Below are 17,201 nucleotides of genomic sequence, written 5' to 3'. Positions count from 1 at the left end.
ACACCGATTAATTCAGTATCTTCAAGGCGCAGTATAGTAATGAATTCGTCTAGTATGATCAACACATTTGTCCCTTTTTTCGCCACTTTTTTCTGCGCCTATCTTGCCCTATTAATAAAGAGGACCTTATAGAGCCGAGCTAGGTTCATTTATCGTAATTTTATCGGCTTTTTTCTAGTATTATCATGACTGCCAATTTTGATTATGAAAACTTCAAAGAGATCCCATGCGACCAACCATTGCCAGAGTTGCTTTACCTGTCCCTCTGGATAAAGAGTTTGAATATACTATTCCGTCCCACCTCTTCCCCGTTGTTGGTGTTCGCGTGTGGGTGCCATTTGGGCCTAAAAAACTATTAGGGGTCATTACCGCTCTTACTCATCAATCAGAATACGATATCAATAAACTGAAGCCATTGAACTCCGTCTTGGATTTCGAACCTATTTGGCCAGAAAAACTGTATAAATTAATTTATTGGAGCAGCCGTTTTTATCAACACCCACTCGGTGATACCTTAAATGGTGCTATGCCTGGGGCCCTACGAAAAGGCAAACCCGCTCAAAAACAAGCACAAAAATCTTGGACTATTACTCACCAAGGGCGCGATCAGCTCATGCAAGGTTTTGGCCGCGCGGTGCAACAAGCAAAAGTAATGCATGCATTACAAGATGGCAGTTTGTCGCATAATGAACTGCTCAATCTTGAGATACCCAGCTCTGTCCTCAAAACCCTAGAGCAAAAACAGTGGATAACCTCCTCTGAAGTGGTTGAGATTAATAATCAGTGGCAAGAGGTACGCGTCAATGCCCAAGATAAACGAGAGCTTAATCACGAGCAGATGCTGGCTGTGGTTACCGTTAATCATGTAGAAGGTTATGAGTGTGCCCTACTCGATGGCGTCACGGGATCAGGCAAAACAGAGGTATACCTGCAATTAATTGAAGCCATTGTTAATCAAGGCAAACAAGCTTTAGTGCTGGTTCCTGAAATTGGCTTAACGCCACAAACCATCAATCGCTTTAAACGCCGCTTTAATGTGCCTATAGCGACTATTCATTCAGCTTTAAACGATACTGAGCGCTTAAATGCTTGGTTAGAAGCAAAAAACAAAGAGTGTGGCATTGTTATCGGCACACGATCCGCTCTACTGACTCCTTTTGCTGATCTCGGTATCATCATAGTCGACGAAGAGCATGACTCGTCTTATAAACAACAAGATAGCTTGCGCTATCACGCCCGTGACATGGCCATCATGAGAGCCCATTCTGAAGCGATCCCCATCGTACTTGGCTCTGCCACACCGTCATTAGAAACTCTCAATAACGCTCTCTGTGGAAAATATCTGCATCTCAAGCTAACCGAACGGGCCGGCGGGGCTCTACCGGCAAAAAACAGCGTCATTGACGTGAAAGGCTTGTATTTAGAAAGCGGACTCAGCGCCCCCTTAATTGCACAAATGCGCAAACATTTGCAACAAGGCAATCAAGTGATGCTGTTTTTAAATCGTCGTGGATTTTCTCCGGCAATGATGTGCCATGAATGTGGCTGGATTGCCGAATGTCACCGCTGTGATGCTTACTATACCTTCCATCAAGGCAGCAGTGAGATGCGTTGCCACCACTGCGGCTCGCAAAAGCCTGTCGTGCATCAGTGCCAAAGTTGTGGCTCCACTCACTTAGTCACTGTTGGTGTGGGTACAGAGCAGCTAGAAACGCATTTAGATGATCTATTTCCTGAGTTTAAAACCATACGTATTGACAGAGACAACACTCGTCGTAAGGGGAGCCTTGAAGCGGCTTTACAATCCATTCGTAATGGTGAATATCAAATTCTTATTGGCACACAAATGCTGGCAAAAGGACACCACTTTCCCGACGTTACTTTAGTTGCCTTGTTGGATGTGGACTCATCTTTATATAGTAGTGATTTCAGAGCTTCAGAGAAACTGGCGCAACTGTTTATTCAAGTCGCAGGGCGGGCGGGCAGAGCCAGTAAACCAGGGCATGTTGTATTGCAAACTCATCACCCTGAACATTCATTATTACAAGCCTTACTGCATAAAGGTTACCCCGAGTTTGCCCATAATGCGTTGTTGGAACGAAAAGTCGCGCAACTTCCTCCTTATGCGAGCCTATCGTTATTCCGTGCAGAATCTAATCACTCACAGCTTGCGGAGGATTTTTTAAGACAAGTAAGGCAAACATTAGAGACTCACCCACTATTTGACCAGCAGTGCTGGGTGCTAGGCCCAACACCTGCGCCTATGGCGAAAAGAGCCGGTAAGTCTCGTTGGCAACTCATTTTGCAATGCCAATTACGCTCCACGATGCAGAAGTTATTAATGAGCGCCAAACCCGTCATAGAAATGCTCCCTAACGCCAAAAAAGTACGCTGGAACATAGATGTAGAGCCTCAAGATTTAAGCTAAATCAGTTGCATATGCATAAGTGTGACAACGATCGCGAAAAGTTGTCCTGTTTTGCTACTTTCACCGTAAACTATGCGGATAAAACTGTTTACACTTATTTCTCATTCGCAATTAGAGCTGAATGTTTGAAACCAGTTTGCTTCAAGGATTGAATCAAGCATGCACTAATTATCTTAGAGGATAAATGTACTATGGCGACAATGAAAGATGTTGCTGAACTGGCTGGTGTGTCAACAGCAACGGTTTCTAGAGCCCTAATGAATCCTGAAAAAGTCTCGTCTTCGACCCGTAAACGCGTTGAAGATGCAGTGATTGAATCAGGGTACTATCCAAGCACAATCATGCGCAGTATGAAGCGCAACGAATCAAAAACCTTGGTTGTGATTGTGCCCAATCTTTGTGACCCCTATTTTTCGGAAATTATTCGCGGTATTGAAGCGGCGGCATCAGAACAAGGTTATCTTGTGTTACATGGCGATAGCTCTCAGCAAAAGTGTCGTGATGACTCATTAGTCAACTTAGTCTACTCAAAACAAGCCGATGGCCTTATCTTGCTCGGCACCGACCTGCCTATTGATGCAAGTAAAGCAGAGCAACGCAACCTTCCTCCTATGGTAATGGCCTGTGAATACGCACCCGAACTGGAATTACCCACAGTACACATTGATAACCTGACCGCTTCTTTTCAGGCTGTTAATTACCTGGCTAAATTGGGTCATAGACGTATTGGGGAAATTAGCGGGCCGGCAAATGCCCCTTTGTCCAGTTTTCGCAGTCAAGGATTCCAACAAGCATTACGGCGCGCTGGGCTAAATATTGACCTCACCAATACTGCAATGGGCGATTTCACGTTTGAATCAGGGGCCATCGCTTTTCGAAAGCTCATGAATGTGGGCTCACCACCTAGCGCGATTTTTTGCCATAACGATATGATGGCGATTGGTGCAATCAAAGAAGCCAAAAATATGGGGCTTCGCGTTCCACAAGACATTTCCTTTATCGGCTTCGATAATATAGAGTTTTCTGAATACTGCGAACCACCACTGACAACCGTCTCTCAGCCTAGGTATGATATAGGTTATCAAGCAACCTTAATGTTGTTTGAACGCCTAAATGGTAACGAGATAAGCTCTGATTCTCGACTTCTAGAGACGGAGCTAATCATAAGACAAAGTACCCTACCGCCTAGCTATTAGGGTCTGTTAACGGGTGGTTTTCTGTTAACATAGAAAGTGTGATTAATAACGGAATAGATTAATTCGAGTGGCAAGAAAAGACTATGTAAAAGGTGGTAGAACGCAAGCGAAGAAAAAGCCGCGTAAATCAGCCCCACCGAAAAGACCTTGGAAAGTAATCATCCTAGCCTGCTTAATGCTCGGGGGATTTAGCTATGGACTCTATACCTTAAGCCAAGATCCTGAACCGGCGAAGCCCGCTAGAATCGACACCACAATAAAAGAGAACACCTCAGCTAAAAAATCTTCTGAGGATATCCCTCCTCTACCTGAAGAAAAATGGGATTACGTAAAAACACTTCCAGAACGTGAAGTTAAAGTGGTACCCAAAGCGGAAGTATTATCTAAAATCCCATACATTATGCAGTGCGGAGCATACAAAAGCCGTTCACAAGCAGACGGAAGAAAAGTGGATATCGCATTCCAAGGTATCAATAGCAAAATTGTGCAACGAAAAGGCAGTAGTTGGTACCGAGTTATCCTTGGCACCTATGCACGTAAACGCGATGCTGAACGTGACAAGCATAAGCTTCAACGAGCCAAAATAGAGCCTTGCATCATAATGAAAGATCCAACGCACTAACACTAAGACCTGAGCCAGTAAAATGACTCAGGTCTTTTTTTGTTTGTTTTCTATAAGGTTCCCCCACCTCAACGTGTGCTCTACCTTGAATTTCCCTTAAGTGATCCCCATTTTATTTTTATCTCGCTAGTGAAATAAAAAGGAAACCTCGTGACTACCATAATATCCGTACGCCGAAATAATAAAGTTGTCATCGCTGGTGATGGACAAGTTTCTCTAGGTAACACCGTAATGAAAGGCAATGCACAAAAAGTGCGTCGTCTTTACAACGATAAAGTACTTGCAGGGTTTGCTGGCGGTACTGCTGATGCATTTACGCTATTTGAAAGACTGGAAAATAAATTACAAATGCATCAAGGCCACCTCACTCGTGCCGCAGTTGAACTGGCCAAAGACTGGCGTAGCGATAAAGCCCTACGCCGTTTAGAGGCTTTACTTGCTGTAGCTGATGAAACCGCCTCTTTTATCATTACCGGTAATGGTGATGTTGTTCAGCCAGAAAATGATCTCATTGCTATTGGCTCTGGTGGTAACTTTGCTCAAGCTGCCGCAACAGCATTACTAGAAAACACACAACTAGACGCAAAAGAAATCGCTGAAAAATCATTAAACATTGCTGGCAATATTTGTGTCTTTACCAACCACAACCACACCATTGATGAGCTTGAGTACTAAGGAATTAACATGTCTGAGATGACTCCTCGTGAAATTGTTCACGAACTAAATCGACACATCATCGGTCAAGATAATGCGAAACGCTCTGTCGCCATTGCATTACGTAACCGTTGGCGTCGCATGCAGCTTGAAGAAGGCTTGCGCGCTGAAGTCACCCCAAAAAACATTCTAATGATTGGCCCAACTGGTGTGGGCAAAACAGAAATTGCCCGCCGCCTCGCTAAACTGGCGAACGCTCCTTTTATTAAAGTTGAAGCAACAAAATTCACCGAAGTGGGTTATGTGGGTAAAGAAGTAGAAACCATCATCCGTGATCTCACTGACGTTGCTGTCAAAATGACCCACCAACAGGCCACGGAAAAAGTGAAGTTTCGTGCTGAAGAGCAAGCAGAAGAACGCATTTTAGATGCGCTATTGCCACCGGCTCGTGACACGTGGGGAGAGAACGAAAAACCACAAGAAAACAGCTCGAATACTCGTCAGATTTTCCGTAAGAAATTACGCGAAGGTAAACTTGACGATAAAGAAATTGATATTGACATTGCTGCCCCACAAATGGGGGTCGAAATCATGTCTCCTCCAGGCATGGAAGAAATGACCAATCAATTGCAAGGCATGTTCCAAAACCTTGCTGGTAATACCAAAAAAAGCCGCAAGCTAAAAATTAAAGATGCCTTTAAGGCGCTTATCGAAGAAGAAGCTGCGAAGTTGGTCAATCAAGAAGAGTTAAAAGAAGATGCCATCTTCAATATCGAAAATAACGGTATTGTCTTTATTGATGAGTTTGACAAAATTTGTAAGCGCGGTGAAAGCTCCGGTCCCGATGTCTCCCGTGAAGGGGTACAGCGCGATCTACTACCTCTCATCGAAGGTAGCACTGTATCAACTAAACACGGCATGGTAAAAACCGACCATATTTTGTTTATTGCCTCAGGAGCCTTCCAGGTTGCCAAACCTTCCGACCTCATTCCTGAGTTGCAAGGGCGCTTGCCGATTCGTGTTGAGCTAGAGGCGCTTTCTAGCCATGACTTTGAGCGTATTCTTACTGAACCACGTGCCTCTTTAACAGAGCAATATGTTGCCCTGCTTAAAACGGAAGATGTGGCGATAAATTTCACTGACGATGGTATTAAGCATATTGCTCAATCCGCTTGGCAGGTCAACGAAACCACTGAAAATATCGGTGCTCGCCGTTTGCATACTGTCATGGAGCGTTTAATGGATGAGATCTCCTACGATGCTACAGAAAAAGTCGGTTCTACGCTGACCATTGATGCTGAATATGTTGAAAACAAGCTAGGTAAACTGGTGGAAGATGAAGATCTAAGCCGCTTTATTTTATAATAGGTTATCAATAACGACACAATAAAGGCGCTCAATTGAGCGCCTTTATTTTTAGCAAAAAGCACTGCAAATGACTCGCTTAAGTGCTTAAGTTTGCTAATACTAGATATTTAGTGACTAAGTAATTAATCGCTACCAAATAGATCTCGCGTATACACTTTATCAGCCACGTCTTTTATTTCATCAACCATACGGTTCGAAACAATGACATCTGATACCGCTTTAAATTCTTCTAGATCGCGAACATTACGAGAGTGGAAGAAATGTTCTTCTTCTAATACCGGCTCATACACCACCACTTCGATACCCTTAGCTTTTAGGCGCTTCATTATCCCTTGAATGGATGAGGCGCGGAAGTTATCTGAGCCCGCCTTCATGATCAAACGATAAATTCCGACCACTTTAGGCTTGCGGCTAATAATGGAATCGGCAATAAAGTCTTTACGAGTGCGGTTAGCATCTACGATAGCACCAATAATGTTATTCGGTACATTTTGGTAGTTAGCCAGCAGTTGCTTGGTATCTTTTGGTAAGCAGTAACCGCCATAACCAAATGAAGGGTTATTGTAATGGTTACCAATACGAGGGTCTAAACCAACCCCTTCAATGATTTGACGAGCATCAAGACCATTGGCTTCAGCATAAGAGTCTAGTTCATTAAAATACGATACACGCAGGGCTAAATAGGTATTTGAAAATAGCTTAACGGCTTCAGCTTCTGTTGAGTCCGTAAACAAAATTTCGATATCCTCTTTTATCGCGCCCCCAGCCAGTAGGCCAGCAAATGTCTTAGCACGTTCACTACGCTCACCCACAATAATGCGAGATGGGTATAAGTTATCAAATAAAGCACGACCTTCACGCAAGAACTCAGGAGAAAAAATAATATTTTCACAACCAAACTCTTGTTTAATACGCGCTGTGTAACCTACAGGTACAGTCGATTTGATGACCATAACCGCTTGCGGGTTAATGGCAATCACTTCTTTGATTACCGCTTCTACTGATGAAGTGTTGAAGTAGTTTGTTTGAGGATCATAATCGGTTGGGGTTGCGATGATCACGTAACGAGCATCTTTATACGCCAACTCTTTGTCCAATGTGGCGGTAAAGTTTAAATCTTTATTCGCTAAAAAATCTTCAATTTCGACATCCACAATAGGAGACTTTTTATTGTTTAGTAGCGCGACCTTCTCTGGGATGATATCCACTGCCACAACTTCATTATGTTGCGCAAGCAGCACAGCGTTTGACAGGCCTACATAACCTGTTCCTGCAATAGCTATTTTCATTGTTCTTCTCTGTTTAATTTTCTTCTTTACGACCAAACGCAAATCTAACGAGTACGATGCCTACACCCAACATACCACCAAATAATGCGCCTAACACAGCAATTAATGCTCGCTTCGGTGCGTCACGATTGATAGGTTGCTCAACATCTTCAATAAATCGATACGACTTTAGATGAATATTTTTATCTATAGCGAGTTTATCCATAAGACTCAATTTAGCATCAATTTGTTGTAACCTTGGCTCAATAACCGCAAGATTTTTAACGTTTTCTAAAGCCTCTATTTTGGCTTTAATCGCTTTAGCGCCTAAGTTAATCGCAAACAACTCATTGTCACCCAGGTTTTGTATCGGAGCGTTTACCGATGCTGCTTTAGCAATATCATAAGCATATTTAGCGCGCTGTAACTCAGTGGCCAAAACTTGCTTGGCTTGAGTTTCCAAAATGATTTTTTGCTGTTGTAGCTGTGTTTTCTTTGAGTCTAAAGTCGCCGTTAAGTTATTCAACGCATCAGCATGAACTTTCAACTCAATCATTGCTATATAATCATTAAGAAGATTGTAGCTGTCCATTTGAGTCGTCGCTTGCAACGATATTATGTACTCATCACGGCGATTTTTTTCCGCCGGTTTAGCCGAGATTTTTTGATACCAATCGCTGTATAACTGTCGTTGCGCTGCATCTGCATCTGCATCCGCATCCGCGTCTTTTGCTAGCTCTTGCTTGAAAGCCAAAAAGGTTTCATTATTATCAAAGAAACTTTTTTTGTTGGCTGTAGCATTAAAAGCACGCACGAACTGAGCAAAAATCTTGTCTGAGGCGACGAGATTATCCAATTCTTTACTAATACGAATGGTGCCATCATCTTGATAACTATCAAATATTGGCTGGTAAGATTTCACCTGCTTACTATAGGCGGCGTAATCATTAACTTGAGGCTCAACGATCCGCGCCTTAGAACTCCACCACTCTTGGGCATTCAGCGCATAAATAACCGCAACTGCAGCACACAAAAAAGTCGTAACTAAAATTAAAATCTTCCCTTTCCATAGCGCAACAAATAACTCCCTAAGGTCTATCTCATCATCTTGATAAGGTTCAAGCATAGGGTGCTGGCTCGGCGATTGTGGGTGTGTAGATTGATTCAAGTTCATTCCTCTATAACTATGTCTTATCAGTTGTACGCTAGAGATAGTCAACGTCAATATCATTGAGCATTGCTATCCTCATTTAGAATTAAGTTTCTCATAAATTGAGGTTTAATTCCCTAGATTTTAGTTCCTTGTTATACTCGAGGAAGTGAAATTTAGAGGAAAGCATAAAATGATCATAGTAACCGGTGGTGCTGGTATGATTGGCAGTAATATTGTCAAAGCACTAAATGATAAAGGGTTTAATGATATTCTTGTCGTCGATAATCTCAAGAATGGCAAAAAATTTGTCAACTTAGTGGACCTTGATATTACTGACTACATGGATCGCGATGATTTCCTTACCCAAGTGATGGCCGGTGATGATTTTGGTTCCATAGAGGCCATATTCCATGAAGGGGCGTGCTCTGCTACCACTGAGTGGGATGGAAAGTATATGATGCTCAATAACTATGAGTACTCAAAAGAGCTACTTCATTACTGTTTAGATCGTCAAATTCCATTTCTGTACGCTTCATCTGCGGCGACTTATGGCGAAACCGATACTTTTATCGAAGAACGACAATATGAAGGCGCGTTGAATGTTTATGGATATTCAAAGCAGCAATTCGATAATTATGTTCGCAAACTTATTGAGGATGCAGAAGCTCACGATGAAACCCTCTCTCAAATTACCGGCTTTCGTTACTTCAATGTGTACGGCCCTCGTGAGCAACATAAGGGTACAATGGCCTCTGTAGCCTTTCATTTAAATAATCAGCTTAATGCAGGTGAGAACCCTAAACTTTTCGCTGGTAGTGAGCACTTCAAACGTGATTTTGTATATGTAGGTGATGTGGCCGCCGTAAATCTATGGTTTCTAGAAAACCCAACATCTGGCATCTATAATCTAGGTACTGGGTGTGCTGAATCTTTTAATGAAGTGGCGAAAGCTGCCATCAAACACCACGCAAAAGGTGAAATTGAAAGCATTCCATTCCCGGAACATTTAAAAGGCGCTTACCAAGAATACACCCAAGCCGATCTTACTAAATTAAGGGCTACAGGGTGTGATCATGTATTTAAGTCAGTAGCAGAAGGTGTTGCTGAATATTTAAACATTATTAACAAGTAGTGACGTTATTGATGAATAACCCTCGTAATGACTTTGATCCTAAAGCCTACAATCCCACATTTAAATGGGGCTTTCTTGCACCTAAATATTGGACAACATGGTTCGGGATCTTATTTGCTATCCCATTTAGTTTTGCACCTATCTCTTTCCATCGTTGGTTGGCCTCTCTTGCTGCTAAAAATATAATGGCGAAGACTAAAGGCCAGGCTTATCGAGCTCGAGTAAACCTCAGCCACTGCTACCCAGAGATGTCAGAACAAAAAAAAGAAAGCATTGTTAGCGAAATTCTAGTCACTGCTGGAACGTACTTAATGCGCTTTCCATTACTGACTTTGCGTAGTAGAAGATGGTTAGAGGTAAATACGAAAGTTAATGGGTTAGAGTATTTCACGCAGGCCAAAGCCGCCGGTCAGAATGTCATCTTTCTAGTGCCTCACACTTGGTCTGTCGATGTGTTTGCAATGTTACTCGCCTCTCAAGGGCACCCTATGTGTACTATGGTGAAGAGTCAAAAAAATGCTCTCAGTGAGTGGGCTATGTCAAAACAAAGGAAGCACTACGGTGGCCGCCTATACGAAAGAGCGGGGGGAATTAAACCATTTATCAAAGCCATCAATGATGGTTACACTGGATATTTTTTACCCGATCAAGATCACGGTCCTAAAAAAAGCGTCTTTGTTGATTTTTGCGCAACAACCAAGGCGACTTTGCCTGTAATGGGCTTTCTGGCGAAAGCCACTAAATCTAAAATCATTCCATTATGGACAGCATTTGATGTTAAAACAGGTAAATTCGAAATAGATGTCTATCCGCCACTAGAAGATTTTCCCACAGAGACGCCTGAAGGAGACGCTTTAGCCATGAATCGTTTTATTGAAAAGTGCTGTGAAGATAAACCAGAACAGTATATGTGGAATTTAAAGCTTCTTCATTCTCAACTCAACGGTGATTCACTATATAAGTAAACCACTATAGAGCACTCTTATCACAATCAATTAAAAATCTTATAGCTATAAAGGTAGTTTCTTCGACAGTGTCAGTCACAAATCAAGTGCACTACCTATATAGCTATATTCTTGAAAAAATCTTTCTCATCATACATATTCTTAACATTTCTTTTTATTTCACTATCATCCCACTCCCACCATTTCTCTTCTAGAAGTTGCTGTATTGTCTCAGCCGGAAATCTATACTTAATAACTTTTGCTGGTACACCAGCAACAATAGAGTACGCCGGAACATCACGATTGACGACAGAACCCGCAGCAACGACAGCACCATCAGAGATATTAACACCAGGAAGAATGGTTACATTAGAGCCAATCCAGACATCATTGCCAATGTTCACTTCTTGAACTTGATCCGGAATAGGCTTTTTACTCTTTATAAATCCTCTACTCTCATTATATAAAATGGAGCTTGTCGACTTAAAGTTTAAAGGATGATTGCCCGCAACAATAATCACATGCGGTGCTATTGATGAAAAAGAACCTATCGATCTCAACAGTTTCGCACCATTTATTTTCCTTCCCCAAAAAGCCTGATAGCCAATTGAATGCTTACCGATAGTAAAGCCGAAAAATTTTTCACTGATGTATTTATAGATCGTCGACTTATCTTTATGTTGAATATATATCAATGCATAATAAGCCATTGATTTTATCGGGTTCAGTTGTTTACCATGAGATTTTCTCTTAGCAATATACTCTCCACAAAAATCAAGAAGAACTTTATCTACGCGATTGAGTCCAGCCTCCATTTCTTGTCTCCTACTTTTCAGTTATAGTATTTGAAGTGGATATACACTATCAAAAACTCATTTGCTCTTTAATAATAAATTCTATTGAGAACTTGTTAATATCTCTCGCATCTACGTACTCAGGTGTGTCAATATAAGACTGTAATTTAGTAGTGAGCGCTATAAGGTCACCATTTTCCACTAAACCCCTTGAAAGTTGTTTAGTTAAAATTTCATCCACTGGTCCACATTTTGTACTGATAACTGGAGTACCATTCGCAATTGACTCCAGAATCACATTACCAAAACCTTCAGAAATAGAACTCAGCACAAAAATAGAGGCCTTCTTAAACCAAGGATTGGGATTTTTAACAAGACCTACAAAGTGCACACGTTCAGAAAGTTCTAATTTTTTTGTTAATTCAACAAGGTATTTCTTTTGATAACCATCACCAAGTATGATCAAGTCAAAATCAATCAAATTTGATTTATGAAAAGCACGAATTAATAGCTCAAAATTTTTCTGTTTTGTTAACCTTCCAACACCTAGAATATATGGCTTAGACGTTGGTAATACAATATCTTCTTTCGATAATATATCTATCTTTTCAAAGTCAATCGGGTTATAAATTACTTTTATCTTTGAAATTTTGACATCATAATATCTGGTAATATCTAGAAAATCATTTTTAATATGTTTGGAAACTGTAAACATCTTTTTATTACCAAACACTTTCCTCAAGCTATATGAACGGATTTTTTTAACCAAGGTCCACTTAGAGTATGACGGAAATCGATAAGGCAAATGTAAACTAAAAATAATATTACTATGTTCAATCCACCAAAGCCTTTTAAGTGAACGTGCACCACGAACGAATACTACATCATACTCTGAAAAATTAATGGTCTTATTAACAATCCCAATATATATATACTTATTAAATATTGGCTCCAAGCTAGCAATGCCAATTTTCGATATGATTCTAGATATACACAACCTTGGTATATCCCAAAACTTTCTAAATAAATAAGAAGACCAATTGAGATTGATGATATTACAGTTAAAATCTATGTTAAAATCTAAGCCTGAAGATAGTTGTAAAATATCCACATCATTACCACTCTCAACTTGCTTTCTCGCTAGGTCGATTGTTATTTTTTGAATTCCACCAAGTTTTAGATTGTGTACAATATAAAGTATTCTAGCCATTTTACCCTCTTTTTATTTTAATTGTAACTAGCCAAATATTTATTAGTAATCCGTTAACCTTATGCTAATTTATTTACATTCAAACACTAATATTCTTAGTTACAGTCCTCCCTTGAATAAGTAAAATATTTATTAACATACAATAAAATATAAGTGGGTGTGCATTTCTAAATGGAACATCAGTTAATGCACAGGCAAGATAAACGGTAACAATAATGTATATAACATCCCTATACTGACTATCACGAGCATAGTAAATCACATAACCGATTGAAAATATAAATATTAAAAATCCTACTATTCCATACTTTGCAAGTTCATTAATATATTGATTATGAAGATGAGTATAAGTAGCAACCCTAGGTGACGTTATAATACCTTGCATAAAAAGTTGTTGTTTAGTATCGACTATACCTTCACCGACACCTAATATTGGATGTTCATTAAATATGATCCAACCAGCATGCCAAAGTTGCAACCTTTGACCAAATGATGTATTTAAATTTCCTCGCTCAATTTGAGTGAGTTCATATTTAGTTTGTGACATTCTATCTGATAGATAGTCTTTAGACGATATATAAACCCCAGATATAATAATTGAAATTATAAATAGGATAGTTAACTTAAATTTAGTGGTACTTTTCTTCAATAACAACACGACTGAAATTAATAATCCCATAATCGCTGCTGACCATGGCCCTCGAGAATCAGATAATATTAAACCTGTAGTAGAAGATAAGAAAACAAAAGCATATAATATTTTATCTAACTTAATTTTAGATATAAAAAATAGATAAAAAGAAACTGAAAGTATAGCTGCACAGACAGTTGCAAAATGGATCGGATTTATATCCCACTCCCTATTAAATAGATCCCCACTGTAATATAACTTAACCATATAGATAAGAATACTTATGCTACTAGCAAGTAGCATATATTTAACTTTTATTTTTGAATATATATCAACTGGTATTATTGAGACCAATAATAATACAGATATTATTGATCGGAATCTATTAGAGCTATATCCATAATATGAATATGCAAACAAAGCAAAAATAACATTAACTACAATTACAATAAAAAATTTATTATTGCGAATGTTTTCTATATGCCTTGACGACGAAAAAAGAGATACTAATATGAAAGCAATTATAGTTAATGTTGTGAATTCCTTTTTGGCATCATTATATAATAATAGACCTGAGAAAGACCATAATATGGGTATACTTACTAAAATAAATACAATTTTTTCATTCAGTATGTTGCGCATCTAGCATATCCTTATATACGGCCAATGTAGCATCAACACCTTGTTTAACATTAAATTTATCAATCACCCTATTTCGAGCCGCCACTCCAAAGGCTTTGCATTTTTCACGGTCATTATAAAGTTGCAAGATTGCCTCGGCTAAAGCTGCAGGCTCTCCCGGTGGTACCACTATCCCTGTTACCCCATTTTTTACTAGCTCTGCATTGCCCCCTGTATCAGATACAATAGAAGGTATTCCGTATGAATTCGCCTCCAATACGGCTCGACAGAGTCCCTCTCGCTTTGTTGTTGGCAATATAGTCACATCTGAAGCAGCAGCAACTTCTGGAGCATCAGTGCGATAGCCTAAAGCATGCACTTGCTGTTCTCGCTCACTTAACTTAATCATTTTTTTGACTTGTTCAGAATGTGGATCAGCCCCAACCAGTAGGACATCAATATCCATCTCTTTTGGTAACATCGCCAAAGCTTGCATAAAAATATGCAAACCTTTACGAGGTCTTAAATTAGCAACCAACGATAACTTAAAGCTACTAACAGGAAGATTCATATCCGATAGATCTGCTTTTTCTTTTTGATACCATGCTTGATCATGACCTTTATAAACCGTTACTACTTTGGATTTGTTTCCCCAGACATGCTGTTTTAGGTCATCCTCTACCGCTTTTGCGACACAGATAATTCTATCTAACCTAGGATGTAACATCGTTAAGTAACAGCTTGGATCTAGACGAGAAATGTTCCCCGTCTGGCCCCTATAAGCCACAACCTTCACCTTTAATCCAATGGCGGCCGTTGCACCATTACTACAAGCAATATTATTAAATAAATGTAGGACATCAATGCTTCTCTCACGGAGAAGTCTTCTTATCGTCTTTATCGTTGAAACTGAAAACTTTTTGTTTAAAGGATCAATAAGAACCTCTATCCCATGCTTCTCAAAATAAGGTATCAATCCTGAACCAGGGTTACATAAAACGATCACATTCACCTTTCCAGAAAGATGAAGACCTATGATCTGTGACGCTTCAGGCCTAATCGGATTGATATTCTCACGATCATGATGTGTTACTGCCAATAAATTTATTTTTTTCATTCTGTCACCGTACGTTCTAAACCATCAGCCAGTTTTTTAGGGAAATTAAAGCAGTCATCAGCTTTGGTATGTATTATTTCATCGCATTTGCCTTCAAAGCTTTTTGCAGCAGATGAAGTAACCGTAACGACTTTATTTACTTTCACTCCTAAAAGAGGCATCAGTTCAGCAGGAAAAGTTGATTCTATAATTATGGAGTCAGGGAAGTAATCACGATAACGTGTTTTCTCTGCTGGATGTGGTTTTATAACTAATAATTTTTCACTTATTCCTAACTTACAAAGAATTTGTTTATAACCTTCTATTTTTGAATTTTCACTATAGTCAATTCGACTTTCACTAAAAGGCTGTGTAAACAACACACTAAACGAATTATTTATTTGATTAAAATCTGATATTTTTACATCAAAGAAATTTAATATTTTGTTTTTTTCTTGTTCACTTTTTGACAACCAAAGTTCTTCTAAGTTAACAATTTCTATTTTATCTTTAAAATCAATAGCTGCATTAATGTTTTTTGTTAATATGATTTTATTTATTTTTGAAGTTTTTATAGGTTCTTTCAATATTAACCTATTAAACAAACCTAATATAAAACTTTTGTTTTTAACCCCATTAACTAATTCTTTATGTGTTGTTCCTATTCCATCTTCTATCTGGCATCGTTCAATTTTAATAGCAGGGTCATTGATTTCCCTTGCGTTACCAATACAATAGTCATATTTTGAAAAAATATTTCTTAATTGCCACTTTCTTTTAATATATTCTACTGGTTTTTTTTGGAATTTAGGTGTTAATCTTGGAATTAGAGTGTGAGAATAATCTAAAACTTTAATATTATCCTTCATAAAAAGAAGTCTATCTTGCGTAAACCTATCACCCCATAATAAATAATCTTTTTCTTCCCAGTTAGGGTCATATAGAAAATATAAGAACAGACTATATGGCGTATTTTCAAAAACTAATGTGTTAGTTTTCATGGAGTAACCTCAAATATTTCATAGCCACACTCTCAGACTGAACACGCTCTAATATGTCTAAGTTATTCATATTTGGGTACTCCTGCAACATCTCATCTGTCACTCTAGCTAAGTTCTTATAATCCCCTGTAGATACTAGAAAACGCTCTAGATCTCCCGTTAATATTTCTATTGGTCCATGGGGGCATCGAGTACTAACTACTGGGGTCTTACATATCAATGCCTCAATAAGAACAGTAGGTAGGCCCTCAAAATCTGAACTTAAAATTAACCCTTTTGCTCTTTTTATCCATGGATAAGGGTTCAACTGGAAATCAGGAGCAATAACTCTGTCTTCAACTCCAAATTTTCTAGCCATTTTCATAATAGCTTCTGGTTTATGGCTTAAAAAAACAATAGGCAGATTATTTTTCATCTTCGTTATTGAACGAAATAATACATCATGCCTTTTTTGAGCAACGAATCTCCCAACATGAATAAGATAATCAAATGTAGGTATATCACTATTTTCTTTGTTTGATAATGATCTTATTTTTTCTATATCAAAAGGATTATATATTGTATTGATAGTTTTAGGCTTAATCCTTTTTTTATTTATTATTTCACTTTCTATCCCTTTTGACACTGTCACTAGATTTTGCCCATTAAGTACTTTTTTTGTTCTTAGTTTTTTTAGGTATTTAATAGGCCCCATTCTCGCATGTCTTTTTAATTCTTCTTCAACAGAGGCATGGATGACAACAAATAGTGGGGAAACTTTAGACTCAATCATTACTAAATTTGTTTTATCTAAATTTGAAAGAAAAAGATCAAATTTACCTGATTCTTCTTCAATCTTTTTGACTTTTTTTGCTAATAATTCTGCAGCAGGAGCAACTTTAAAGTACCCCTTCAATCCTTTGTAATTTTTATCAAAACAAAAGTGAACATTTATATTTTTATCAAGCTCAAATACACCCTCACGATCCATCAATAAAAAGTGTGGCTCATGACCCAAGCTAACTAACTCATTCGCAAGAGAGATCATTACCTTCGGTGCTCCACCACCATTCAAATTATCTATAGCGATCGCAATCTTCATAT

General features: G+C 38.9%; 15 protein-coding genes. 7 read left to right on the top strand and 8 right to left on the bottom strand.

The window, feature by feature from the left end; genetic code table 11:
* Positions 1–226: 226 nt before the first annotated feature.
* The 5 genes from priA (at position 227) to hslU (ending at position 6,265) form a co-directional block, all read left to right on the top strand.
* Complete coding sequence (priA, locus tag OCU56_RS00735; protein ID WP_261873706.1) at positions 227–2,428, top strand: primosomal protein N'; 2,202 nt, start codon at positions 227–229, stop codon at positions 2,426–2,428.
* Positions 2,429–2,619: 191 nt separating this feature from the next.
* On the top strand, positions 2,620–3,624 hold the full coding sequence (gene cytR, locus OCU56_RS00730) for a DNA-binding transcriptional regulator CytR (protein ID WP_261873705.1): 1,005 nt from the start codon (positions 2,620–2,622) through the stop codon (positions 3,622–3,624).
* 67 nt (positions 3,625–3,691) lie between these two features.
* A complete protein-coding gene (locus OCU56_RS00725) occupies positions 3,692–4,246 on the top strand; it encodes an SPOR domain-containing protein (RefSeq protein ID WP_261873704.1) in 555 nt (184 codons plus the stop codon).
* Positions 4,247–4,396: 150 nt separating this feature from the next.
* A complete protein-coding gene (hslV, locus tag OCU56_RS00720) occupies positions 4,397–4,921 on the top strand; it encodes an ATP-dependent protease subunit HslV (protein ID WP_261873703.1) in 525 nt (174 codons plus the stop codon).
* A gap of 9 nt (positions 4,922–4,930) precedes the next feature.
* Positions 4,931–6,265, top strand: coding sequence for an HslU--HslV peptidase ATPase subunit (gene hslU, locus OCU56_RS00715; RefSeq protein WP_261873702.1), 1,335 nt, complete (start codon positions 4,931–4,933; stop codon positions 6,263–6,265).
* Positions 6,266–6,390: 125 nt separating this feature from the next.
* On the opposite strand, the gene OCU56_RS00710 is transcribed toward hslU, so the two are convergent.
* Both OCU56_RS00710 and OCU56_RS00705 read right to left on the bottom strand, forming a co-directional pair.
* Positions 6,391–7,557: a nucleotide sugar dehydrogenase gene (locus OCU56_RS00710; RefSeq protein ID WP_261873701.1), complete on the bottom strand. Its 1,167-nt coding sequence runs from the start codon at positions 7,555–7,557 to the stop codon at positions 6,391–6,393.
* Between the two features lie 13 nt (positions 7,558–7,570).
* Positions 7,571–8,710, bottom strand: a complete 1,140-nt coding sequence (locus tag OCU56_RS00705) for an LPS O-antigen chain length determinant protein WzzB (RefSeq protein ID WP_261873700.1) — start codon at positions 8,708–8,710, stop codon at positions 7,571–7,573.
* Positions 8,711–8,879: 169 nt separating this feature from the next.
* On the opposite strand from OCU56_RS00705, the gene rfaD reads away from it, so the two are divergent.
* Together rfaD and lpxM are read left to right on the top strand one after the other, a co-directional pair.
* Positions 8,880–9,821: an ADP-glyceromanno-heptose 6-epimerase gene (rfaD, locus tag OCU56_RS00700; protein WP_261873699.1), complete on the top strand. Its 942-nt coding sequence runs from the start codon at positions 8,880–8,882 to the stop codon at positions 9,819–9,821.
* Between the two features lie 11 nt (positions 9,822–9,832).
* Positions 9,833–10,786, top strand: a complete 954-nt coding sequence (lpxM, locus tag OCU56_RS00695) for a lauroyl-Kdo(2)-lipid IV(A) myristoyltransferase (protein WP_261873698.1) — start codon at positions 9,833–9,835, stop codon at positions 10,784–10,786.
* Between the two features lie 95 nt (positions 10,787–10,881).
* Here the strand turns inward: lpxM and OCU56_RS17460 are convergent, their stop codons facing one another.
* The 6 genes from OCU56_RS17460 to OCU56_RS00665 all read right to left on the bottom strand — a co-directional run bounded on the left by OCU56_RS17460 (position 10,882) and on the right by OCU56_RS00665 (position 17,199).
* Positions 10,882–11,580: a CatB-related O-acetyltransferase gene (locus OCU56_RS17460; RefSeq protein ID WP_315973179.1), complete on the bottom strand. Its 699-nt coding sequence runs from the start codon at positions 11,578–11,580 to the stop codon at positions 10,882–10,884.
* A gap of 49 nt (positions 11,581–11,629) precedes the next feature.
* On the bottom strand, positions 11,630–12,769 hold the full coding sequence (locus OCU56_RS00685; protein ID WP_261873697.1) for a glycosyltransferase: 1,140 nt from the start codon (positions 12,767–12,769) through the stop codon (positions 11,630–11,632).
* 79 nt (positions 12,770–12,848) lie between these two features.
* A complete protein-coding gene (locus OCU56_RS00680; protein WP_261873696.1) occupies positions 12,849–14,042 on the bottom strand; it encodes an O-antigen ligase family protein in 1,194 nt (397 codons plus the stop codon).
* Positions 14,023–15,138 (bottom strand): glycosyltransferase, encoded by a 1,116-nt coding sequence (locus tag OCU56_RS00675; protein WP_261873695.1) that lies wholly within the window; start codon positions 15,136–15,138, stop codon positions 14,023–14,025. Before OCU56_RS00675 ends, OCU56_RS00680 begins: the two co-directional genes overlap by 20 nt.
* The gene (locus OCU56_RS00670; protein WP_261873694.1) at positions 15,135–16,118 is read right to left on the bottom strand and encodes a glycosyltransferase family 52 protein; all 984 of its coding nucleotides are present in this window, start codon (positions 16,116–16,118) and stop codon (positions 15,135–15,137) included. Before OCU56_RS00670 ends, OCU56_RS00675 begins: the two co-directional genes overlap by 4 nt.
* Entirely contained in the window at positions 16,108–17,199 is a 1,092-nt protein-coding gene (locus OCU56_RS00665) for a glycosyltransferase (RefSeq protein ID WP_261873693.1), read from the bottom strand. The genes OCU56_RS00670 and OCU56_RS00665 overlap by 11 nt, the downstream gene beginning before the upstream one ends.
* Positions 17,200–17,201 lie beyond the last annotated feature (2 nt).

Source organism: Vibrio rarus (genome assembly GCF_024347075.1).
Classification (GTDB): domain Bacteria; phylum Pseudomonadota; class Gammaproteobacteria; order Enterobacterales; family Vibrionaceae; genus Vibrio; species Vibrio rarus.
This window is presented reverse-complemented; position numbering and strand designations above follow the sequence as displayed.

Coding starts and splice junctions, on each gene's coding strand:
- OCU56_RS17460 (WP_315973179.1), bottom strand. CDS start 11,580: ATGGAGGCTGGACTCAATCGCGTAGATAAAGTTCTTCTTGATTTTTGT.
- rfaD (WP_261873699.1), top strand. CDS start 8,880: ATGATCATAGTAACCGGTGGTGCTGGTATGATTGGCAGTAATATTGTC.
- hslU (WP_261873702.1), top strand. CDS start 4,931: ATGTCTGAGATGACTCCTCGTGAAATTGTTCACGAACTAAATCGACAC.
- cytR (WP_261873705.1), top strand. CDS start 2,620: ATGGCGACAATGAAAGATGTTGCTGAACTGGCTGGTGTGTCAACAGCA.
- OCU56_RS00710 (WP_261873701.1), bottom strand. CDS start 7,557: ATGAAAATAGCTATTGCAGGAACAGGTTATGTAGGCCTGTCAAACGCT.
- OCU56_RS00705 (WP_261873700.1), bottom strand. CDS start 8,710: ATGAACTTGAATCAATCTACACACCCACAATCGCCGAGCCAGCACCCT.
- lpxM (WP_261873698.1), top strand. CDS start 9,833: ATGAATAACCCTCGTAATGACTTTGATCCTAAAGCCTACAATCCCACA.
- OCU56_RS00675 (WP_261873695.1), bottom strand. CDS start 15,138: ATGAAAAAAATAAATTTATTGGCAGTAACACATCATGATCGTGAGAAT.
- OCU56_RS00680 (WP_261873696.1), bottom strand. CDS start 14,042: ATGCGCAACATACTGAATGAAAAAATTGTATTTATTTTAGTAAGTATA.
- OCU56_RS00665 (WP_261873693.1), bottom strand. CDS start 17,199: ATGAAGATTGCGATCGCTATAGATAATTTGAATGGTGGTGGAGCACCG.
- OCU56_RS00685 (WP_261873697.1), bottom strand. CDS start 12,769: ATGGCTAGAATACTTTATATTGTACACAATCTAAAACTTGGTGGAATT.
- OCU56_RS00670 (WP_261873694.1), bottom strand. CDS start 16,118: ATGAAAACTAACACATTAGTTTTTGAAAATACGCCATATAGTCTGTTC.
- priA (WP_261873706.1), top strand. CDS start 227: ATGCGACCAACCATTGCCAGAGTTGCTTTACCTGTCCCTCTGGATAAA.